Source organism: Rhodococcus sp. AZ1 (assembly GCF_054979605.1).
Window position 1 is genome coordinate 1 of sequence record NZ_JBUEQF010000002.1, and the last position, 21599, is coordinate 21599.

At 67.8% G+C, this 21599-nt stretch carries 17 protein-coding genes and 1 pseudogene; 12 read left to right on the forward strand and 6 right to left on the reverse strand.

Going from position 1 to position 21599, the window contains the following annotated elements; all coding sequences use genetic code 11:
- Nucleotides 1-204 (reverse strand): annotated as a pseudogene (locus ACY48E_RS02515) (type II restriction endonuclease subunit M); the annotation flags it as partial.
- A 332-nt stretch (nt 205-536) separates the two neighbouring features.
- Here ACY48E_RS02515 and ACY48E_RS02520 point away from each other — a divergent pair.
- The 6 genes from ACY48E_RS02520 to ACY48E_RS02545 all read left to right on the forward strand — a co-directional run bounded on the left by ACY48E_RS02520 (nt 537) and on the right by ACY48E_RS02545 (nt 10788).
- Nucleotides 537-1091, forward strand: a complete 555-nt coding sequence (locus tag ACY48E_RS02520; protein ID WP_462870507.1) for a tyrosine-type recombinase/integrase — start codon at nt 537-539, stop codon at nt 1089-1091.
- A 58-nt stretch (nt 1092-1149) separates the two neighbouring features.
- Complete coding sequence (locus ACY48E_RS02525) at nt 1150-7479, forward strand: DEAD/DEAH box helicase (protein WP_462870509.1); 6330 nt, start codon at nt 1150-1152, stop codon at nt 7477-7479.
- Nucleotides 7479-9728 carry a 3'-5' exonuclease gene (locus ACY48E_RS02530; RefSeq protein WP_462870510.1) on the forward strand — a complete coding sequence of 750 codons (2250 nt, stop codon included), beginning with the start codon at nt 7479-7481 and terminating at the stop codon, nt 9726-9728. Before ACY48E_RS02525 ends, ACY48E_RS02530 begins: the two co-directional genes overlap by 1 nt.
- Nucleotides 9725-9922, forward strand: a complete 198-nt coding sequence (locus ACY48E_RS02535; protein WP_462870511.1) for a hypothetical protein — start codon at nt 9725-9727, stop codon at nt 9920-9922. Before ACY48E_RS02530 ends, ACY48E_RS02535 begins: the two co-directional genes overlap by 4 nt.
- Before the next feature lie 124 nt (nt 9923-10046).
- Nucleotides 10047-10598 carry a hypothetical protein gene (locus ACY48E_RS02540; protein WP_462870512.1) on the forward strand — a complete coding sequence of 184 codons (552 nt, stop codon included), beginning with the start codon at nt 10047-10049 and terminating at the stop codon, nt 10596-10598.
- A 19-nt stretch (nt 10599-10617) separates the two neighbouring features.
- The gene (locus ACY48E_RS02545) at nt 10618-10788 is read left to right on the forward strand and encodes a hypothetical protein (RefSeq protein ID WP_462870514.1); all 171 of its coding nucleotides are present in this window, start codon (nt 10618-10620) and stop codon (nt 10786-10788) included.
- 136 nt (nt 10789-10924) lie between these two features.
- On the opposite strand, the gene ACY48E_RS02550 is transcribed toward ACY48E_RS02545, so the two are convergent.
- Nucleotides 10925-11554 (reverse strand): TetR/AcrR family transcriptional regulator, encoded by a 630-nt coding sequence (locus tag ACY48E_RS02550; RefSeq protein ID WP_462870515.1) that lies wholly within the window; start codon nt 11552-11554, stop codon nt 10925-10927.
- A 103-nt stretch (nt 11555-11657) separates the two neighbouring features.
- Between ACY48E_RS02550 and ACY48E_RS02555 the strand changes: the two genes are divergently transcribed.
- Entirely contained in the window at nt 11658-12587 is a 930-nt protein-coding gene (locus ACY48E_RS02555) for a lysostaphin resistance A-like protein (RefSeq protein WP_462870516.1), read from the forward strand.
- A 47-nt stretch (nt 12588-12634) separates the two neighbouring features.
- Here the strand turns inward: ACY48E_RS02555 and ACY48E_RS02560 are convergent, their stop codons facing one another.
- The 3 genes from ACY48E_RS02560 to ACY48E_RS02570 form a co-directional block, all read right to left on the reverse strand.
- On the reverse strand, nt 12635-13117 hold the full coding sequence (locus ACY48E_RS02560; protein ID WP_462870517.1) for a PIN domain-containing protein: 483 nt from the start codon (nt 13115-13117) through the stop codon (nt 12635-12637).
- Nucleotides 13114-13362, reverse strand: a complete 249-nt coding sequence (locus ACY48E_RS02565) for a ribbon-helix-helix domain-containing protein (RefSeq protein ID WP_462870518.1) — start codon at nt 13360-13362, stop codon at nt 13114-13116. Before ACY48E_RS02565 ends, ACY48E_RS02560 begins: the two co-directional genes overlap by 4 nt.
- Before the next feature lie 107 nt (nt 13363-13469).
- Entirely contained in the window at nt 13470-14081 is a 612-nt protein-coding gene (locus ACY48E_RS02570; RefSeq protein ID WP_462870519.1) for a TetR/AcrR family transcriptional regulator, read from the reverse strand.
- A gap of 125 nt (nt 14082-14206) precedes the next feature.
- On the opposite strand from ACY48E_RS02570, the gene ACY48E_RS02575 reads away from it, so the two are divergent.
- A complete protein-coding gene (locus tag ACY48E_RS02575) occupies nt 14207-14764 on the forward strand; it encodes a GXWXG domain-containing protein (RefSeq protein WP_462870520.1) in 558 nt (185 codons plus the stop codon).
- 3 nt (nt 14765-14767) lie between these two features.
- Here ACY48E_RS02575 and ACY48E_RS02580 read toward each other — a convergent pair whose 3' ends face one another.
- Entirely contained in the window at nt 14768-18292 is a 3525-nt protein-coding gene (locus tag ACY48E_RS02580; RefSeq protein WP_462870521.1) for an ATP-binding cassette domain-containing protein, read from the reverse strand.
- A gap of 246 nt (nt 18293-18538) precedes the next feature.
- Between ACY48E_RS02580 and ACY48E_RS02585 the strand changes: the two genes are divergently transcribed.
- The 4 genes from ACY48E_RS02585 to ACY48E_RS02600 all read left to right on the forward strand — a co-directional run bounded on the left by ACY48E_RS02585 (nt 18539) and on the right by ACY48E_RS02600 (nt 21552).
- The gene (locus ACY48E_RS02585) at nt 18539-19075 is read left to right on the forward strand and encodes a cysteine dioxygenase (RefSeq protein ID WP_462870522.1); all 537 of its coding nucleotides are present in this window, start codon (nt 18539-18541) and stop codon (nt 19073-19075) included.
- Nucleotides 19075-19497: a rhodanese-like domain-containing protein gene (locus ACY48E_RS02590; protein ID WP_462870523.1), complete on the forward strand. Its 423-nt coding sequence runs from the start codon at nt 19075-19077 to the stop codon at nt 19495-19497. Before ACY48E_RS02585 ends, ACY48E_RS02590 begins: the two co-directional genes overlap by 1 nt.
- Before the next feature lie 56 nt (nt 19498-19553).
- The gene (gene lysS, locus ACY48E_RS02595; protein WP_462870524.1) at nt 19554-21077 is read left to right on the forward strand and encodes a lysine--tRNA ligase; all 1524 of its coding nucleotides are present in this window, start codon (nt 19554-19556) and stop codon (nt 21075-21077) included.
- A 115-nt stretch (nt 21078-21192) separates the two neighbouring features.
- Nucleotides 21193-21552: a histone-like nucleoid-structuring protein Lsr2 gene (locus tag ACY48E_RS02600; RefSeq protein WP_462870525.1), complete on the forward strand. Its 360-nt coding sequence runs from the start codon at nt 21193-21195 to the stop codon at nt 21550-21552.
- Nucleotides 21553-21599: the final 47 nt, after the last annotated feature.

The window sequence follows — 21599 nt, forward strand, 5'->3', positions numbered from 1 at the left end:
CGTGGCCTGCAAAAAGGAAACCGACTCGCACGAAACACCATAGACGTGCACCCCGTAACTCACGAGGTGATGGACCTCGAAGAGCGAAAGTTCATTGATGAACTGCCAATGTCTGCGCAGACGGCGGTAGGTGGCCGAGCGTAGCGGGCCTGCCTTCTCGTCGGTGAAGTGGGTTTCGGGGTGGATGAGGCCGACCGAACCTGTCGCTGGGTGTACGCCAGAAGGCCCCGTCCCGATGGAACGTTGATCCCATGAACAACACAACGATCAGCCCTATGTGGGCGAAAGAGATCGAGTCCTGGCGTGTCGCGATGAACGCTATGCGTCTGTCTCCGCAGACAGTTGAGCTGCGTACCTACCACCTGCGCAGACTTGCGGGAGCAAATCTGGCCGCCACTCCATGGCGGGTTACTCGAAGCGAACTGCTGGAATGGGCAGGGCAGCACGATTGGCGGCGTGAGACTGCGCGGGCGGTTCGATCGTCCTTCCGTCGATTCTGGGCATGGGGCGTCAGTACGGGGCGCACCACCGACAACGTGGCGGAGGTTCTGCCGATGGTCCGGCCGGAGCAACCGTTGCCGCGCCCGGCTACACCGTCGACGGTCGTCAAGGCCATGAGGGCCGTGGACTCCCGCGTGGGCCTGATGGTGCGCCTGGCCAACGAGCTGGGGATGCGCCGCGGGGAGGTTGCGCAGGTGCATCCGGAGAACGACCTGCTTCAAGAGTCCGGGGGGTGGGCGCTGGTGGTGCACGGGAAAGGCGCTCGCACGCGCATTCTGCCGCTCCCGGACGACATCGCCGCCCTGCTCCGGGCAGCGCCCCCGGGCTACCTCTTCCCGAGCCCGATCGGCGGGCATCTCTCGCCCCACTGGGTCGGCACGCTCGTCTCCCGCGCGCTCTCCGACGGCACCACGATGCACCAGCTCCGGCACCTGTGCGCCACCGAGGTACACCAGCAGACCCACGATCTCCGCCTCGTGCAGACCCTTCTGGGCCACGCGTCGCTGGCGACCACCCAGCGGTACGTCGCGGTGGACGACGACAAGATGCGCGAGGCGTTGGCAGCCCGTTCCCGGCGGTGGCACATGTGAACACACCGGTCGGGCTTTTCTCCAGCGTCTGTCGGTGGCGGCCAATAGAGTTTAACGGGTGAGCGAGCTACTCCCGGGCGTACAGGCGCCAGTAATCCAGGGCGGAATCCTGGATTACCTGTCCACCACGTTCGCTCTCGCCGACGAGGAGGCGCGCCTCGCGCTCGCGGAGTTCCTGGCCGACCGCGCCAACGGCATCTTCAAGGGCCCCTACCTTCGTCTGCGGCTGCCGTTCAAGGCAGCCGCAGACGGTTGGCGTAACAGCCTGGAGTGGTATTCGGGCTTCCCGCCGTACGGGCACCAGGCCAGGGCTTTCGCTCGGCTGAGTAGCCTCGATGTCGGTGAGGCGAAGCCTCGACCGCTGCCCACGCTCGTCACCACCGGGACGGGCTCGGGCAAGACCGAGGCATTCTTGTACCCCATCATCGATCACGTGCTGCGCGCGAAACGGCGAGGCGTGACGGGCATGAAGGCGCTCATCCTTTACCCCATGAACGCGCTCGCCAACGACCAGGCGCAGCGCCTTGCCTCGATTCTGACTTCGGACGATGCACTTGCCGGCGTGACGGCCGCGATCTACACCGGAGAGCAAGGATCACAACGGTCCAAGGTGTCGAGTGAGGGGCTGATCACCCGCCGCGACGTGATTCGCAGCGATCCGCCGGACATCCTGCTCACCAACTACAAGATGCTCGACCAGTTGCTCCTGCGTGACGCCGATGCCGAGATCTGGGCCAAGAGCGCCACGAGTCTGCAGTACCTGGTGCTCGACGAGTTCCACACCTACGACGGTGCGCAGGGCACCGATGTATCGATGTTGCTGCGGCGCTTGGGAATCACGCTCAAATCGTATTGGCCGACCGAGTTGTTCACGGAGGCGGATCGGGTGCGGCCGCTCGGCGTCATCACCCCTGTCGCAACCTCGGCCACCCTCGGTGACAAGGATGACCCGTCCGCGATGCTCGAGTTCGCCGGCACGGTGTTCGGCGAAGAATTCGATGAGTCGGCCGTCGTCACGGAATCCCGATTGACCGTGGACGAGTGGGCCGAGGACATCTCGACGCTCGACGCGCGCACCGACCGAGACGCGATAGAGACCACGGTGGAGCGCGCGTCGCTGCTCACCGATGGTCGACAGATCGCCGAAGCGGTATTGAGCAGCCTGTTCGTCACCGCCGACGGTGGAACTCCCGCCCTGAACCAGGCGTCTGCGGACGAATTGCTTTCTCTGGCCAAAGCTCACCCGTTCACACGCACGCTGGCCACTGCCGCGGAGCAGGCGCAGCCACTGGGTGTGCTCATCGATGCCATCCTGCCCGCGTTCGCCGTCGATGAGCGCAGCCGCGCCACGGCCGAGCAGTTCGTGCTGCTGTTCGCCTCGGCGCTGAGCCACGTCCGCAAGGTCGTCGGGCGCGACGCGCTCTCGGTGGATCTGCACCTGTGGGTGCGTGAGCTGAGCGGGATCGACCGCGTCGCACTCGGCACACCGCAGTACCTCTGGTCCGACGACACCCACCTCGGTGACATCGGCGCCGACGGCAGCGGCATGGGCGCTCTCGCGTTCCCCGCGATCTTCTGCCGACACTGCGGCCGATCGGGTTGGGCCGTGATGCGCGCACCGGTGGGCGGTTTCGACCTCAGCGCCGCCGATTCGAGCGACATCCGCCGCGGCCGCCTCGCAGGCAACCACGAGTTCCGCGCTCTCATCCACGCACCTAGCGAGGCCGAGCAGGAGGCGCTGCTCGATGTTCCCGTGACGCGGGATCGGGACGAGCCGAAGCTGATGTGGTTCCACACCGCCGAACGCCGCGTGGTCGCCGAACGCCCGGAAGACGACGCCGAGTCGGCCGCTAGCCGAGTGCTTCCCGTGCTCGTGCACAACGGCCCGTCGGCGGCAGAGTTCTCCACCAACGACACCTGCCCATCGTGCATGCAGAAGAACGGGATTCGCTTTCTCGGCTCGGCCATCGCCACGTTGCTCTCGGTCGGCCTGTCGACGATCTTCGGCAGTGACGAGCTGGACAAGGTGGAGAAGAAGGCCCTCGTCTTCACCGACAGCGTGCAGGACGCCGCGCACCGCGCCGGGTTCGTCCAGAGCCGCTCGCACAGCCTCACCCTGCGGGCAGTGCTGCGCGGCGCGGTGGGAGACGACCTGGTGAGCCTCGATCTCCTCGTCGACCGAGCCATGCAGCAGGCCGGCGACGATCCGCACCTGCGCTATCGCCTCATCCCACCGGATTTCGCCGACCGCGCGGAGTTCGACGACTTCTGGCGACGCGCGAAGCAGAGCCAAGTGCCCGCGAAGGTGCGCACCCGCGTCAAGCGGCGCCTACTCCTCGACACCGTTCTCGAGTTCGGGCTCCAAGCTCGGCTCGGTCGCACCCTCGAACTCACCGGAAGCCTCGCCGTCGAGGTCGACATCTCGCGGGAGGTGATGCTCAAGGCCGCGCGGGAGGTCCACCGCGTGGCCGGGCCCGAGGCGTTCGAGGGCCTCGGTGCCACCGACGCCCAACTCGTCGGTTGGGTGCGCGGCGTCCTCGAGCGGATGCGCACCGACGGCGCGATCGAGCACGAATGGTTCCGCACCTACCAGCGCGAGGACGGCCGCCGCTACTCGATCTGGGGTGGTCGCCCACGCTCGGACGGCATGCCCGCCTTCCCGCGAGGCCGAGGCGCTCCGGCGTACCCCCGAGTGGGTGGTGGCGGTGGTGCCCGGGACAGCGATCTGATCTCGGTGGGATCGTCGAAGAGCTGGTACGGCGTCTGGACTTCGCGCATCCTGCACTGCACCGCGGGCGAAGGTGCGTCGCTGGCCGTGACACTTCTGGACCAACTGGCCTCGCTCGACATCATCAATGTGGTCAACACGAATTCGGGCGGGAAGGTCTACGAGATCCCCCAGCAGAGCATCCTCGTGGGACCGGTCGGAGACGACGGCTACAGCCGCGGCGACCACCTCCTCGAATGCGAGGTGTGCCGCTCCGCAGTGCCGGGCACCCGACGTGTCGTCGACGAACTCGCCGGCGGCCCCTGCTTCGTGCTGCGGTGCACCGGCGCGCTCGCTCGGACCGGCGGCCGCCCCGACAACTTCTATCGGCGGCTGTATCGAGCCTCCGAGATCACCCGCGTCGTGGCCCGCGAACACACCAGCCTGCTCGACGACGCGATCAGGCTCGATTACGAGAATCAGTTCAAGTCCAGTTCCGAGAACCCCGAAGCGCCCAACGTTCTCGTTGCGACTCCCACGCTCGAGATGGGTATCGACATCGGGGATCTGTCCACCGTCATGCTCGCCTCCCTTCCGAAGAGCGTCGCGTCCTACCTGCAGCGAGTGGGCCGCGCCGGACGGCTGACCGGAAGTGCGCTCAACCTCGCTTTCGTCTCCGGCCGCGGCGAACAACTCCCGCGGTTGGGGGACCCGCTCTCGGTTATCAACGGGCAGGTACGACCCCCGGCCACCTATCTCGACGCCGAGGAGATTCTCCGGCGGCAGTACATCGCCGCGGTCGCGGATCAACTTGCCCGTCGAGTCGACGCGCCGCACCCCGCGTCCGCCCGGCAGGCCATCGGTGAGATCGAACCGGGCAGCTACCTGCACACGATCATCGAGTCTGCCGAGAGCAGCGCGAGCCTGGAGCCGTTCCTCGCCTCGTTCGACTCGCTGACCGAGCAGGCGCAGGTGCGGCTCAAGCAGTGGGTCACACCGGCCGCCGGTCCGCTGTCGAGCGAGTTGTCGGTGTACCTCCACGAACGCCGTCACCTGTGGGCGAGCCAGGTGGAGTCCCTCGAGCACCGGGTGCACGAGATACAGGCGAGCTTGCCCGAGTTGCAGGTGCGGGCCGATCTGCCTGCCGCAACCGATGACGACAAGGTGGCCCTGCGCACCGCGAAGGCTGCGCTCGGGTTGGCGAGGAGGCAGCTGGCCGACCTTCAGGGGGAGTACTGGATCGGCGTGCTCGAGCAGCACGGAATCCTGCCCAACTACACGTTGCTCGACGATTCGGTGACCCTGGACGTGACCCTGAGTTGGATCGACCCGGACACCCAGGAATACAGGTCCGAGCCCGCCACATTCGACCGGGGTGCCTCCTCCGCACTGCGCGAATTCGCCCCCGGCGCCACGTTCTACGCTCGCGGCTTCAAGATCCAGATCGACGCGGTCGACCTCGGTTCCGACGGAGATTCGATCGAGCGCTGGGCATTCTGCCCGTCGTGCGGGTACGGCAAGCACCTCGAGCAGGGAGATCCGCCCTCGTCATGCCCCCGCTGTGGCGCCGTGGGGATCTCGGATGTGCGGCAGATCCTCGACGTGGTCGAGCTGGAACGCGTCTCATCAGCCATGCGGCGCGAGGAGGCTGCGATCGACGACGGCCGCGACGAACGCGATCGCGTCAACTTCCAGATCGTCACCGCCGCCGATGTGGACACCCCGCGTCACCAATGGTTCGTCGAGAACTATCCGTTCGGGCTCAAGCACCTCTCCAACATGACGATTCGATGGCTCAACATCGGCAAGATGTCCGAATCGGGGTCGGGTCACCGACTGCTCTCCGGCGAGGAGTACAACGCGGCACTGTTCCGTGTATGCACCGGCTGCGGCAAGCTCGACGGCCGCACCGGACAGAACCTGCCCTCCGAGCACCGGCCCTGGTGCAAGCACCGCAACGCCGTCGAGGAGAACGTGCGACAGGTGGCGCTGTCGCGAACACTGCGCACCGAGGCCGTGGTGATCCAGCTGCCCGCGGTCATCTCGATCGCCGATAGGTTCGCCGTACCCAGCCTGCTCGCCGCTCTCCAGCTGGGTTTGCGTGAGCACCTGGGCGGAGCGCCCGACCACCTCGCGTTCGAGCGGATCATCGAGCCTCACCTCAGCGACGGCACCGAGAACCGCGAAGCGCTGCTGATTCACGACACCGTGCCCGGTGGCACCGGCTACCTCGCCGAACTTGCCGACCCGATCAAGTTCTACGCCCTACTCCACCGCGCGTGGCTCCTCGTTCGGGACTGCCCGTGCAAGGACGAGGGCCGCGCATCGTGCCACCGGTGCCTGTCGCCCTACATCAACAGCTACACCCAGAAGTGGGTCTCGCGAGCGTCCGCAGAGCGGCACCTGAGGACGATCCTGCTCTCCGGCGCGGCGGAAGGAGAACCGAGCGAAGGATTCGGATGGACGGTCACCGAAACGGCGACCGTCCCCGCGGATCAGGAGACGCACATCGAGCAGAAGTTCCGCACCGTCCTACACACCCGGCTGACAAAAGGTCTCGGCGCGAGTGTGCACGAGCAACCCGGTCCCAACGGCAACCGCTGGACCATCAACCCCGGCGGTGGCCGCACCTGGGTTCTTGAGCCTCAGCTCGGCCTCGGCCCGGTCAAACCCGATTTCGTGCTCTACAGCAACGACCAGAGCATTCCCCGTGTCGCCATCTTCTGCGATGGCTGGCAGTTCCACGCGAGTCCCGTGATCAACCGCATCGCCGACGACGCCACCAAGCGGGCCGCTCTGCGCGAGAGGGACTACGTCGTGATCGGTCTGACGTGGCAGGACCTCGTCGACGCAGAATCGGACGCCGCGCCGCCGCCACTCTGGTTCTCCGAGCAGCACTGGACACGCACCATGGCCGAGACCGCCGGAACGCTCAATCCGGGTCACGTCGAGCTGGTCAAAGGTGGTCCTATCGACTACCTCGTGCGGTGGATCAGCAACCCCGATCCGAAGGGAATCGCGGCACTCGCCGAAGCCCTTCCACTCCTGCTGGTCGGTGCCGGACCGTACGGCAAGGCCGAAGCTGCCCGACGGTTGCTGGATCTGACCACGGCGATACACGACGGGGGAACCCTGCCGACCGACGGCGACCGCCATGTGTGGGGTTGGCAGCACGACACACTCACGGTGCTTGCACGCACTGTCGCCGCGATAGGGCGCGACACCGAGGTGGCCGTCCTCCTCGACGACCGTGACAGCCGTCTGGGCCAGAACCACAAGAGCGCGTGGCGTGAATGGATTCGGCTCGCCAACCTGCTCAACTGCCGCCAACAAGTCGCGCACATCACGACGCGAAGTCTTGCCGAGTCGATTCCGGCGCAGGCGGCCCCCGGCGGTGTCGAGTTGGCCGAACCGTGGGCGACGCTCTATCGGTCGGCCCTGACCGACGCGGAGAAGTCGTTGATCGCACTCCTAGCGAGAACAGGAGCACCCGCCCCATCGGTGGGATTCGAGACCCCGAGCGGCTTGCCTCTCGACATCTCCTGGCCGGAACACCGCATTGCCGTCGACATCGACCTGGCAGATGACGACCGTAGTGAGTTGAGTGCCGATGGTTGGACGATCGTCGACGCCGATCTGACGACAATCCTGTCCACACTGTCTGCAGCGGGAGCCGCCTGATGTCCCAGATCATCCTTGGTCCCCAGCAACACGCTCCGCAGATCGACGGGTCCGTCAAGAGCAAGGCCTACAAGTTCCTCGAGAAGCTGGCCGAGAACGACACGCTGCCCGGCCTCCACATCGAGCCGATCAACAACTCCATCGACCCTCGGGTGCGCACAGGGCGGGTGGACGACTTCTGGCGCGCCGTCGTGTTCAAAGTGCAGGGCCGGGAGCAGGACGCGATCTACGTCTACCTCGGCGTATGGCCACACGATGCCGCCATCGAGTTCGCGCGGAAGGCCCGACTCGAGGTCAACCCTGTCAACGGCATCGCCGAATTGCTGCTCTCCGACAGCCCCGTCGTCGCGGCGCCCCCGTCCTTCGCGGCGGCTTCCGAGCCGGCTGCAGCCGCCGAACCGCTCTTCACGCGTCTCGGTCTCGGCATCGACGCACTCGTCGGCGAGCTGGGACTCGATGCCGAGGTCGCTGAACTCGCCGTGGAGTGCACCGCAGCCGAGGACGTCGTGGAACTCGCGTCACTGGTGACCGGTTGGCAAGGCGTCGCGCTGATCGACCTCAGCGCCGGGCGTTCTGTCACGGCTGTGAAGGAATCCCTTGCCATCGGCGCCGAGGTCGCGCCGCCTCCTGCTCAGGACCCGGACACCGCGCTGGCCACCGCCCTGCGCCACCCAGCTGCGCGCCTGCAGTTCGCGTTCATCGAAGACGACGACGAACTCCGCCGCGCAATCGAGGACGCCGACTTCGCAGCGTGGCGCGTGTTTCTCCACCCTGAGCAGCGCACGTACGCGGAGTCCTCGTGGAAGGGCTCGTTCCGTCTCTCGGGTGGAGCGGGCACCGGCAAGACCGTCGTGCTTCTCCATCGGGCCCGGCACCTTGCACGGAAGAATCCCGATGCGCGCATCGTGTTGACGACCTACAACAAGACCCTCGCCGACGCGCTGCTCCGCGATCTCAAGATTCTCGACCCTACGATCACCATCGCGGAGAAGCTCGGTGACCCCGGCATCGTGGTGCGTGGGGTCGACTCCGCTGTTCGAGGGGTGCTGCACTCAGGGTCGTCGTACGTGGAACAGGCTGTCGAGCGGGTGCTCGGCTCCCGAACCAGCCAGGTGGGCACGATGACCGACCGCTACGCATGGCGCGACGCCATCACCGCCGGTGGCTCGGAGCTGGGCCCGAATCTCAAGAGCCCCGCCTTCTTCCAATCCGAGTACGAACTCGTCGTGCTGGCCAACCGTGTGCGGACTTTCGGGGAGTACGCGAAGGTCCGGCGCGCCGGCCGCGGCGTGCCACTCGATCGTCGAGCACGGTCGGCAGTGTGGGAGGTCATCAATGCCTACCGGCTCAATGCTGCAATCCACGGCTCGGTCGACTTCGCCGAATCCGCGGCCATCGCTGCCGAGGTTCTCGATCTATCCGGCGAGCGCCCGGCCGATCATGTCCTCGTCGACGAGGGCCAAGACCTCGGCCCGACCCACTGGCAGTTCCTTCGTGCGCTCGTACCCGTGGGCCGCGACGACCTCTTCATCGCCGAGGACTCCCACCAGCGCATCTACGGCAACAGGTTGGTCCTCAAGAACGTCGGAATCGAGATCGTCGGCCGATCCCGGCGTCTTCGGCTGAACTACCGCACCACGGCTCAGAACCTGCGCTACGCGGTGAGTGTGCTCACCGGGACAGAGTTCGTCGACCTCGAAGAGGCCGCGGAGGATACGAGCGACTACCGGTCGGCACGCACCGGTCCGGTGCCGCGGCTTGTTGCGGCCGCCAGCGTGGCCGAGGAGCTAGACCAGGCAGCAACCGTTATGAGGACCTGGCTCGAGGAACTAGCGGATGGCGTGGGCCCGGAGACAATTGGCATCCTGGTCCGCACCGAGCGGGCGGGTGAGCAGTTGGTTCGCGCATTGGACGAGCGCCACGTGCCCTCCCGTTTCGTCTCGGACAAGACCGTGCCGTCCGGCAAGCCCGTGGTGATGACGATGCACCGGGCCAAGGGAATGGAGTTCGCCCGAGTCCTGATCTTCGGTGTCGATTCATCCGCTCTGCCTGCGCAGTTCGCGCTGAAGAACGCCGCTGAGGCAGAGAGGGCGGACATTCTGCAGCGTGAGAAGTCCCTGCTCTACGTCGCTGCCACCAGGGCGCGCGACGAGTTGGTCATTGTTTGGGCGGGGGAGCCGAGCGAGTTGCTTCCCTCGGCCGGCCCGTCGAGTTCAAGCCATTCGGGCAGTGCTGTGGGCGCGGAGTGACCAGTGGCAAGTCTGTCGCGCTGAGTGCCAGCGAAGCCCGCAAGAAGTCGAGCCCAGATCAGCGGAGGCGTGCCGCCGCTGCAGCTGCGCGGGCGTCAATTGCCATGCGCGAGCGTGATCGCGAGGACGTTCCGCAGTGGCTTCGCGACGTGGCCGAAGGCAAGCCGACCACCGTTCCACCCGAGTACCGCTGACCATCAGCCCGTCGCCTCACCCGGTGACTCCCGCGCAACGTTGCCGTCGTTCGCAAGCCTACGTACTTTGGAAAGTGCTCCACAGCATCCAACAACCGCTGGTTTTCGAACGAGAGGAAGAAAGATGTCATGGAACACCAACCGCCTGATGGCGCTCGCAGCCACCCCCATCGCGGTGATCGCACTCTCCGCCGGGGTTGCGAGCGCCGCACCCGCACCGTCTCCGGCGCGGGCACCTACCGCCGCTGAGGCGCAGACCGCAGGCCGGCTCACCCAGATTTCGAGCGCTGAGTTCGTGCTGACGCCACCGGCAGGTGTCTCGGTGTCCGTGTCGGGCGGGTCCGCTACCGCCTCTGATGGTGCGACGACCGTTGCACTGCCGACATCCGGGATCGACTCCACCGGAGCGCCGGTTCAGATCCGCTACGTCCAGAAGCAGGACGGCGTGCACGTGCAGGTGGTCGACCCGGCCAAGGCGATCGTCCAACAGACTGACCCGCTGGCCGCCAGCCAGAACATCTTCAAGTGCATCCTCGGCACCGGCGGCGGCGCCGGGGGCGGTGGACTTGCCGGCGCTGCAGCGGGTTCCGCAATTCCGGGCCTCGGCACCCTCGCCGGCGGGATCATCGGCGGCGTCTCCGGCGCAGCGACAGGCGCTGCGGCGTCGTGCTTCTGACCAACGATAGGAGTCGATCATGAACTCTGTTCTCTGGGATAGACGCTTCGCCGCCGTGTATTTCGTTGTCGCGCTGGCGCTTGCGCTTCTTTTCACCGCGATCGATGCGTCGATGGCAATCGTGACGCCGCTGATCCTCATCCTGGTAGGGATTGGTATCGCGGTTCTGGTGCGACAGCGAGCCGCCTGAGAGCGCGACGGACCGCCCGGAGCATCCTCGGCAACCATGAGAGCTCACTGCACCCGATCGGGCCTGACGAACGGGAAACCGCGCCAGCGAGCCGATCGGGTGCAGTGAGGTGCCATCCGCGGTCCTGGCGCCGGGCTCAGACGCCCTGGTTGCCGCTCGAAGCGGGATGGAACAGCAGTGAGATGGCGTAGTTCAGGATCTGCTCCTCCGATCGGATGCGGGCGGCGTCGTTCGGGAGCGCTCGTGCAATGGAGAGCCCGTCGAGGACGGCGCTGAGGTACGCCGCGCGGTCGGAGTTGTTCCCCGGCGGCAGCGCACCTTCGCGATCGAGCACATCCAGCCACCGCTCGATGCGGCGAGTGCCGGCGCGGTTGAAGGCCAAGAATGCCTGTGTGGCTTCGATATTCGGTTCGGAGTCGATGTAGGACTCGAACGCCGTACGCCACGTGTGCCGCGCGCTGTCGCCGGTACCGGTGGCGGCGAGGACGCTTCGCGCGCACATCGTCAGACGCTCCCTGGCCGGGATCGTGGTGTCGTCGATGACGTCCTCGGTCACCACCAGTCCGGTGATCCTTGCCGCAACCTCGTCCATCAGCAGCTGCTGCGTCGGGAAGAAGTGACGTAGCGAGCCGGTGCTCACCCCGGCGCGGGCGGCCACCGCGCGCACGCTGAGCCTCGCACTCGGGTTCTCGGTGACCATCGTCGCGGCGGCAACCAGAATCCGACCCCGCGTGTCGAGTTCGCCCTCGTCCGCCATGGTCACCATCCTCCTGCACCTCGTGTCGACGTTCGTTGCATCCCTGTCTAGCACAGTGTGCTAACGTTTGTTGCTATCACACTGTGCTAGACGAGTCGTCCCAGGAGGTCCCATGTCCACCACCACCGAGCCGATCGCGGTCAACGGTGCCCAGTACCACCGCGCCTACGCCGGGCAGCGGCGCCCCGCGCTCCGCGGCATCGTGGCGATCGTGTTGCTGCTGGTGGGTTTCGTGGGGCTCGCGCAGCTGTTCCTCGTCGGCGGCGGATACCTCGACCGGGAAGTGTTCGGGCGCTCGGGCACCACGCCCATCACGCAGGCCGCGGGTGCGCTCGCGCTGGCTGCGCTGATCCCGTACTGCATGGTGCTCCAGCGCGTGCTCTACGGGGTGCCGGCCGGATCGCTGCACTCGGTGACCGGTCGGTTCCGGCTCGACGTCTTCGCACGCGCCCTGCTCATGTTCGGCCCGCTGGTGCTGGTGGCAGTGTCGATCGGGTCCCTGCTAGAGCCGGGTGAGCAGGTGCCCTTCACCACCGGCGACCTCGTGGCGTACTTCGTGATCGGCATGCTGCTGACCCCGCTCGCCGCAGCAGGCGAGGAGTACGGCTTCCGCGGATTTATGTTCCGCGTGCTCGGCGGGTGGACCCGTGGTGCACGCTCGGGTGCGGTGGTGGGCATCGTGGTCACAACCGTCGGGTTCTCCCTGATCCACGGCTCGCTCGACCCCTACATCCTCACCTCGTACCTGGTGCTGTTCGGATCCCTGGGAATCATGACCTGGCGCACCGGTGGGCTCGAGACGGCCGTGGTCGTTCACGCCGTCTACAACGTTGCCGGGCTCGTCCTGGCCACCGCGCTGCGCAGCGACTTCACCTCCGCACTCGACGACCGCGGGGCGGTGGTGGGATCGCCGGTGTTCCTCATCCCGAGCGCCGCGCTCGTCGTCGTCACGGCCGTGGTGTGGTGGCGCACGCGTCGCGACGCGGCAACCAGCGCGGCGGCCAGCGAGGCGTCGCTAGTTGGACTGCACCAGGCCCGTTGAGCCCGCGCTGGGCGCAACCGTTGACGTGTTCACGGGGTGATGCCGAGCTACCGCCCGACAGCGTTCCTGACGAACGTGCCGGGCCGCATGATGAGGCGTCCGTGCCAGGTGGGCCCGAGGTCGAGCAGATCGCTGTCGGAGGTCACGATGATCAGCGCGTCGACGGCTGGATCGGTAGCCAGGGAGACGATCAAGTTGTCCTCGTAGTCGGGAACGCCGTGATCGCGGTCGATGGGTTCGATCACTGCCCCGCCGGAGAACTCGCACATTTCGACAATCAGTTCGACGTACCTGTTCGTCGTTTCCGTGGACTGCCCCACCTCGTGCATCACTCGCGCGACGTTCACCAGCACGTGCGGCGAAGCGAACAGGCGGAAGCGAGACATGAACGCGAGAGAAACTGCGTCGGCTGCGGGGTTGTCAGTGGTGGGCGGGACATCGGGAAGGAGCGGCCAACTTCCGTCGTCGTTCAGGATGTAGTCGAGGTAGACGTTGATGTCGAAGACCACCGCGGTGGCCGGATCGATCACCGAGCGGCGGAGTTTTGGTTGATCAATGCCAGAACCTCGTCGGTGGAGTATCGACGTCCACCGCGCTCGGCGCGTGCTGTTTCTCGAAGCTCATGCAGTCGCTCCAGGCGGAGGCGGGCCTGGTAGTCGCGTATCGCTACGCGCAGGAACTCGCTACGGTTGCCGTGCCCAAAGTGTTCGACGACCTCGTCCAGAGCGGGCCGGAGTTCCGGAGAGATAGCTATTCCTACTGTCTTGGCAGCCACCCGGGCCTCCTGTTGCTTACGCGTAATCACCTGAACCCGAGTGTAGCGCCATGCCATGTTCGCTGCGTCATGGGAGTTTCTGTGCGCTGGGGGGCCCGGCCCGGCCCTCACGCGCGCAGAGAACCGGCGATGATGAAGTCGACCAGAGCGGTCAGGTATTCGTCGTCGGGTTTGTCGGGGCGGTCATCGACCACCGAGCTGGTGAGGATGCGGGACATGATCGAGCCCACCAGCACATCGATCGGCAGCTGAGGCGAGGCGTCCGCCGGCAGCTCGCCGCGATCGATGGCCCGCGGAACAATGTCGTGAGCTGCTCGAACAGCGGCGCCGATGGTCGAATCAGAGACGTCCGAGAACAGCTCGGGTTGGGTGAGCGAGTCCATGAGCAGGCGGATGGACACCAGTCCCGGGTCGTCGGCCATCAACTCCCGCACGGCATGCGCGAACGCGAGCAGGTCGCCGCGCAGCGTGCCGGTGTCGCTCAGGCCCGTCTGCATGGCCAGCTCGCTCAGCGCGGACAGCAGCAGATCCTGCACCGACGACCACCGCCGGTACAGCGACGGCTTGCCCACCCGGGCGCGCGCCGCCACCGCGTCGAAGGTCATCGCGCTCACGCCCACCTCCGCGTACAGGGCGAGCGCAGCCGCGTGGGCCCTGTGCTCGATCTGCGGGTCGCGGGGGCGCCCCCGTCCCACCTCGGACTGTGCGGATTCGCTCATGGTGCTCACCTCCGTGTTGTTGGGGTGGTTGCAGCTCCTACGATTCAACCCTACTATTTAAGTACGCAATTCGTACGAAAGTAGATTGCCTACCCGGCTCATCTCACTCGGAGAAGGAGAGTTCCATGACGAACACCGTTGTCGCGTTGGATCGCAACCAGGCCGTCGAGAGGTTCCGGGTGGTGCGCGGGCAGGAGCACGTGGCCCCGGCGGAACTAGACGCCATCTGGGATGCGCTGCCGCCCACGACGTTCGACGACCTGTTCGGACTGTGGGAGGGGCAGGAGTTTCAGAACGGACACCCCAACAACGGCGCCCTGCAGGCCATGGGGTGGTACGGCAAGTCCTTCCGGTCCGTCGACGACGCCCATCCGCTGATCATGCGGCGCGAGGACGGTTTGCTGTACTCGAACATCGAGATCGGGCGCGGGCTGGCCGGTTTGTTCATGGTCGCCGACAACGAGACCGGGCAGGCGACCGCCTCGATGGTCTACGACGCCTTGCCCATCATCGACCATTTCAAGAAGGTCGACGACAACACGGTGATGGGGTTGATGTCGGGCAAGGGCATGCGCCGCTCCGACAGCGCGATCATGTACTACTTCCTGCTCGAGCGCGTCTCGGAGCCCGTGGACGTCGAGTACCCCGACGTGGCGGCAGTACCGCCCCTTCCCAGCCACTGACCCTCACCCCGCGAGGTGGTGCCACCGCTCCTGCAGGTCGGACCACGGACCGATCTCTGCGACCCGCCCGTCGCTGAGCACCACCACGCGGTCCGCCTGCTCGAGCGCGGCACGCTTGGACGTGGAGCCGATCACCGCGGTGCCGCGCGCACGCAGTGAGCGCCACAGCTCGGTCTCGGTGGTGGCGTCGAGCGCACTCGAGACGTCGTCCGCGATGAGCAACTCCGGCTCCGTGGCCAGGGCACGCGCCAACGCCAACCGCTGCACCTGACCACCGGACAGCCGCACCCCGCGGTGGCCCACCAGCGCGTCGGGGCCACCGGCATCGGCAATGTCGACGGTCAGTCGCGCGTCGTCGACCGGCCGATCCACCGGGCGCGGGTGGTCGAGGGCGATGTTGTCGGCGAAGGTCCCCGACATCACCCGGGGCACCTGGGCGACGTACGCCACCCGGTCCGGCCGCAGGAATGTCTGCGCATCCTCGATGGCCTGCCCGTTCCAGGTGATCTCGCCGCGATGGCTGACCAACCCTGCCAGCGCCGCGAGCAGAGTGGACTTGCCCGATCCGATGGGCCCGAGCAGCAGCACCAACTCCCCGGCATCGACGGTCAGATCCACTCCCACCACGCCCAGCGTGCCGTCGTCGTGCACGGCGTCCACGCCGGTGAGGGCGAGCCGGCGCAGCGGCGTGCGAGTGGTCGGGGCCGGGGCGGGCGCGGTGCCGCGCACCAGGTCCACCCCCGGCGGGATGCGCATCAGATCGCGCCCACCGGCGAACTCGGCGGTGGCCTTCTGCCACGCCCGCGTGCCGGGGGCCTCGGTGATCACCGCGCCCGCCACCTGCCCGAACCACTCGAACCCGAACACCGCACCCGAGACCAGCAGGGCTGTGGCCAACGGCCACCCGCCCGCGAGGTAGATCGCCCACGTGGCCACCATCCCGACGTACACCAGCACCATCGGAAGCCCGGCGAGAACGGCCTGCACGCGATGCTCACGCACGGCGGCGTCGACGCGTCCGCCGTCGACCCGTCGCAGGTGCGCCCGTACGTCGTCGGTGGCGGCGGCGAGCTTGACCGTGCGCACCGCCTCCAGCGCCGAGACCAGGGATCGCCCGAAACGCGCACGGGCGGCGGAGGATTCGGCGGCCGAGCGACCCGCGATGGGACGCCCGACGGCGGAGGCCAGCGCCACCCCGAGCATCACCCCCGCCAACACGGCACCGGCGAGCAGGCTGCCCGCCAGGGCCACGGTGATGAGCACCACCAGCACGCCGTTGATCACGTCGACCCAGCGGTCGGCGTAGGTGACGTACCGGTCGGCATCGAGGGCGCGGGCCGCCACCTCGCCGGGAGGGGTGGGCGGAAGGCGGTGCTGATCGGTCTGCCCCGCGAGCACCGAGGTTCGCACCCGCAGCAGGCCGGAGATCCACCACCGGGTGTAGCCGCGCAGTGCCACGGCCAGCAGTACCGGCGACGCCAGCAGCGACACCGTCAACGCCACCAGCAGCGGCACGGGCACCGAACCGATACCGGCGTCGGTGACCACCCGACCCCACGTCCACGCCGTCACCGCCCCGAATGCGCCGGTGAGGGCGTTGAGAAGGAACAGCACCGCACCGCGCAACCCCCAGCGGGGATGAATACACAGCAGCGAGACGATGCCGCGGGCCAGGCTCGGCCCCGACCCGACGGGGATGGCAGGTGGCGGCTCGCCCATGCGGCGGGCCGAACCCACCGCGGTGTCGTCGGCAGAGTCGCTCGGGGGGTCGTTCGCAGTGTCGTCCGGGGTGTTCTCGCCGCGCTGGTCGCCCGCAGCGTCGAGCATGGCCCGGAACGGACCGGGCCGCGCGGTCAGCTCCGCGTGGGTGCCGTGATCGACCAGTCGACCCCGATCGAGCACGGCGACGGTGTCCGCGCGGGCCACCGTGCCCAGGCGGTGGGCGATGAGCAGACCGGTGCGGCCGGAGAGCAGGGTGTCGGCCGCGGCGACCACGCGCGCCTCGGTGACCGGATCCATGCGCGCAGTGGCCTCGTCGAGGATCACCACCCGCACGTCGCGCACCAGCAGCCGCGCGAACGCGACCAGCTGCTGCTCACCCGCGGACAGTGTCACCCCACCCGGCCCGAGTGGCGTGTCGAGCCCGCCGGGTAGCCCGTCGACCCACTCGGTCAGGCGCAACTGATCGACCGCGGCGACGATGCGCTCGCGCGGGGTGTCGCCGAACAGTGCGATGTTCTGCGCCAGGGTGCCCGCCAGGATCTCGGTGCGCTGGGTGACCACGCCCACCGCGCGGCGCAGCTCGGCGAGGTCGACGGTGGTGATGTCTCGCCCACCGATGCTCACCGTGCCCGGCGGCGGGTCCACCGCGCGCGAGATCAGCGACGCCAGCGTGGATTTGCCCGACCCGGTGCGACCGACCAGCGCGCACGTGGTGCCCGGCGCCACGTGCAGGTCGATCTCGCGCAGGGAGAACGTGCCGTGCTGGTAGGTGTAGGTCAGCGATCGCAGATCCAATCCCAGCGGGCCGTCCGGCAGCGCGGCGCCACCGACGGGCTCGGGAGTCGAGGCCAGCAACTGCCGCAGACGGGTGACCGCGCCCATGCCGGCCTGCAGCTCGGGCAGATGGCGGACCAGCCCGTTGATGGACCCCACGAAGCTGACGGTGACCGCGAACAGGGTGACGAGCTCGCCGACGCTCAGATGCCGGCCTGCGGCGGCCAGCGCGCCACCGACGGCGAGCACGGCCAGCACGGCATTCATGATCAGGCCCGAGCGCATGCTCATCTCGCTCTGGGTGCCGATCACGCGGGCGAACGCCCGGTGCACGGCGGCGGCCAACTCGGCCGAGCGCCGCAGCGCGAACCCCTGCCCGCCGCTGGTGCGCAGATCGTCACGCGCGGCGACGCCCTCCTCGAGCGCCGCGGAGTGATCGGTCCACGCCGCCTCCTCGACCACCTTGTGGGCGGTGAGGGTGGCCGCCCGCCTGCGGATCACCTCGAGCGCCATGACGGCCATGGCGGGCAACAGGATCCACGCCGGCCACCACGTGAGCCCGCCGACCACCCACAGCGGTCCGGCGATCACCACCACGCGCAGCGCGCCCCACAGTTGCCCGCGCACCAGCGTGCCCACCTCGTGGGTGTCGTCGTCGACACGGTCGAGGATCTCGCCGACGGCGGTATCGGACAGCACCGCCACCGGTTGGGCGAGCGCCGCGGTGACCAGGTCCTCGCGCAGGGCGCCCTCCGCGCGGTCGGCCACCGTCGCCCACACCGTGCGACCGAGCGTGTCCAGCACCGCCGACCCGATGGTGGTCACCGCCAGCGCGATCACCAGGGCCAGGGTGGGATCGGATGCGATGCGACCGATCACCACCGACCCGACGGCCTCACCGAGTGCGGACACGGCGAGCAGCACCAGCGCGACCGTGGTGGCGGGCGAGGTGAGACGGCGAAGATCGACGGTTGCGGGGGTGGTGCGAACCGGATCGACGTCCGTGGCCTGTGGGCGGGTGTCGATGCTCATCACGCAGGGACGCTACGCGGGGGCAACGACACTGTGCGACTGGTTTTCGTGGGGTGGTCGCGCGCCCGGGGAGTTCGGATCACGGTGAGTCGAACCCGCCGCAGAGGTGGCGGCAGCGGCCCGCGATGTGTCAGGATCGCCCACGTGAGCATGTGCACGGGTCGTACGGAGTGTTGTCGCAGCTGATCGCTGCCTCGCCGTCGCAGCTGAGAATGCTGCCCCGCCATCTCTCCCGGAGTCACATCCATGCTTTCTCTCGCACCGTCGTCCTCTGCGCCCGCCGGGCCCACACGACTGCGCGCCGCCGACCTGCTCCGCCTCACCGACGAAGCCGTCACCGAGGTTCTTGACGGCCGTCACGATCACCTGCTGCCGGGCACGTATCCCGAGACCGAGCGTTGGTCCACCCGCCTGCACAGCGACGACGACGTCGACATCTGGCTGATCAGCTGGGTGCCCGACCGGTCGACCGAACTCCACGATCACGCCGGATCGATCGGTGCCCTCACCGTGCTGAGCGGCTCGTTGGCCGAACTGCGCTGGACCGGTGATGCGCTGCGTCCGCGTCGACTCGACGCCGGTGACCAGGCCGCCTTCCCGCTGGGGTGGGTGCACGACGTGATGTGGGCGCCCGAGCCCGCCTCCGCCGCCCGCCGACCCACCCTCAGCGTGCACGCCTACTCCCCGCCTCTGACCGCCATGAACTACTACGAGGTCACCGACCACGCCACGCTGCGTCGGACCCGATCCGAGCTCACCGACGTTCCCGAGGGGGACAAGTGATGACCATCGACGACATGCTCGCCGCCGCCCGCAGCAGCTACGACCGTCTCTACGTCCACGACCTCGCCGAGCGGGTGCAGCGCGGCGCCGTGGTGGTCGACATCAGGCCGCAGGCCCAGCGCGCGATCGAGGGAACCCTGCCGGGTGCGCTGGCCATCGAACGCAACGTCCTCGAATGGCGTCTGGACCCCAGCAGCAGCGCACGCATCGCCCTCGCCGTCGACCACGACGTGGAGTGGATCATCCTGTGCTCGGAGGGCTACACCTCCTCGCTCGCCGCGGCCTCGCTGCAGCAACTCGGCCTGCACCGCGCCACCGACCTCGTCGGCGGCTACCAGGCGCTGCTCGCCGCCGGGATGATCGGCGTGCTGTCCTCGGCTCGGCACGTGGTGCGCGAGAGCGCTGCGCTCGCCTCGCACTGAGGCGCTCGCATTGCGCTGAGGTTCGTGCGTCGGGGCACCGATTACTGTTGTCGGTCGTGACCGACACTCCCGCAGCAGAGCCGACCGCGCCTGCCGACGACACGCCCGAACAGCTACGGATACGCCGGGAGAAGCGGGAACGACTGATCGCGTCGGGACGCCAGGCGTACCCGGTGTCGGTGCCGCGTACGCACTCGCTGGCGCAGATCCGCCGGCAGTTCCCCGACCTCGAGCCCGACGTCGCCACCGGCACACACGTGGGGGTTGCCGGACGGGTGATCTTCCTGCGCAACACCGGCAAGCTGTGCTTCGCCACGCTGCAGGAGGGCGACGGTACGCAACTGCAGGCGATGATCTCCCTCGCCGGGGTGGGTGAGGACGCGCTCGCGTCGTGGAAAGCCGACGTCGACCTCGGGGACTTCGTGTTCGTCGGCGGTGAGGTGATCTCCTCGCGGCGCGGTGAGCTGAGCGTGATGGCCGATCGGTGGGAGATGGCGGCGAAATCGCTGCGGCCGCTGCCGGTGGCGCACAAGGAGCTCAGCGAGGAATCGCGGGTGCGTCAGCGCTACGTCGATCTCATCGTGCGGCCCGAGGCGCGTCGCAACGCTCGCCTGCGTGCGGCCGTCGTGCGGGAACTGCGGGCCGGGCTCGACCGACGCGGGTTCCTCGAGATCGAGACCCCGATGCTGCAGACCCTGCACGGCGGCGCTGCGGCGCGACCGTTCGTCACCCATTCCAATGCCCTCGACATCGACCTGTTCCTGCGGATCGCCCCCGAGCTGTTCCTCAAGCGCGCTGTGGTCGGCGGCATCGACCGGGTGTTCGAGATCAACCGCAACTTCCGCAACGAGGGCGTCGACTCCACGCATTCGCCCGAGTTCGCGATGCTCGAGACGTACGAGGCCTACGGCACGTACGACGAGTCCGCGGTGATGATCCGCGAACTGGTACAGGAGATCGCCCTGGCGGTGTTCGGCTCCCACGTGGTGACCCTGGCCGACGGCACCGAGTACGACCTCGGTGGGCAGTGGAAGACGATGGAGATGTACCCGTCGCTGTCCGCGGCGATCGGCACCGAGGTGACCCCGCAGACGTCGGTGGAGGAGCTGTTGGCGCTGGCCGCGCGGGTGGGTCTGGACGTTCCCGAGGGCAAGGGGTGGGGGCACGGCAAGCTCGTGGAGGAACTGTGGGAGAACCAGTGCGGCGACCAGCTGTACGAGCCCACCTTCGTGCGCGACTTCCCCGTCGAGACGTCCCCGCTCACCCGCGCGCACCGCAGCACGCCGGGCGTGGTGGAGAAGTGGGATCTGTACGTGCGCGGTTTCGAGCTGGCCACGGCGTACTCCGAGCTGATCGACCCGGTGGTGCAGCGGGAGCGGTTCGTCGATCAGGCGCGCCTGGCCTCGGCCGGTGACGACGAGGCGATGGTGCTCGACGAGGAGTTCCTGACGGCGATGGAGTACGCCATGCCGCCCACGACGGGCACAGGAATGGGTATCGATCGACTCTTGATGGCCCTGACCGGGCTGGGAATCAGGGAGACAATCCTGTTTCCGATGGTGCGACCGGGACGTAGCTGACTATATTCGCTACAATCCTCTCCATCGGTATGTATTGCACGCCGTTTGGCGCGCCATCCACGCCGAGCACGGATGGGCGTGGGGTCATTCGTAGGTCGAGGGGATTGAACACACAATGGTCAAGAAGGTCACGGTCACACTGGTCGACGACGTGGACAACGTTCCTGCGTCGGAGACCGTCAAGTTCGGGCTCGACGGCAGTTGGTACGAGATCGATTTGTCCGAATCGAACGCTGATCTTCTCCGTAAGCAGTTGGGGCAGTGGATGGTTCACGCCCGCAAGGTGGTCCGCAGGCAGCAGGACGGCGCGGCGGGGGGTCGCCGCGAGGGCACGCGCACCCCGCGGCCGCGCGGCGCTGCCGACCGGGCCCGCAGCGCCGCCATTCGCGAATGGGCGCGCCGGGAGGGCTTCGACATTTCCGCTCGTGGTCGTATTTCGACCGATGTGGTGCGGGCCTACGAGAGCGCCGAGTAAGTTCGCTGCCGCCGCCAACCTGCGCGCCGTGGTCGGCGCCACACCGT

Bases quoted from the DNA above. Each gene is read 5' to 3' on its own strand.
- ACY48E_RS02600 (WP_462870525.1), top strand. From the start codon at position 21,193: ATGGTCAAGAAGGTCACGGTCACACTGGTCGACGACGTGGACAACGTT.
- ACY48E_RS02575 (WP_462870520.1), top strand. From the start codon at position 14,207: ATGACGAACACCGTTGTCGCGTTGGATCGCAACCAGGCCGTCGAGAGG.
- ACY48E_RS02555 (WP_462870516.1), top strand. From the start codon at position 11,658: ATGTCCACCACCACCGAGCCGATCGCGGTCAACGGTGCCCAGTACCAC.
- ACY48E_RS02550 (WP_462870515.1), bottom strand. From the start codon at position 11,554: ATGGTGACCATGGCGGACGAGGGCGAACTCGACACGCGGGGTCGGATT.
- ACY48E_RS02530 (WP_462870510.1), top strand. From the start codon at position 7,479: ATGTCCCAGATCATCCTTGGTCCCCAGCAACACGCTCCGCAGATCGAC.
- ACY48E_RS02590 (WP_462870523.1), top strand. From the start codon at position 19,075: ATGACCATCGACGACATGCTCGCCGCCGCCCGCAGCAGCTACGACCGT.
- ACY48E_RS02570 (WP_462870519.1), bottom strand. From the start codon at position 14,081: ATGAGCGAATCCGCACAGTCCGAGGTGGGACGGGGGCGCCCCCGCGAC.
- ACY48E_RS02580 (WP_462870521.1), bottom strand. From the start codon at position 18,292: ATGAGCATCGACACCCGCCCACAGGCCACGGACGTCGATCCGGTTCGC.
- ACY48E_RS02545 (WP_462870514.1), top strand. From the start codon at position 10,618: ATGAACTCTGTTCTCTGGGATAGACGCTTCGCCGCCGTGTATTTCGTT.
- ACY48E_RS02540 (WP_462870512.1), top strand. From the start codon at position 10,047: ATGTCATGGAACACCAACCGCCTGATGGCGCTCGCAGCCACCCCCATC.
- ACY48E_RS02585 (WP_462870522.1), top strand. From the start codon at position 18,539: ATGCTTTCTCTCGCACCGTCGTCCTCTGCGCCCGCCGGGCCCACACGA.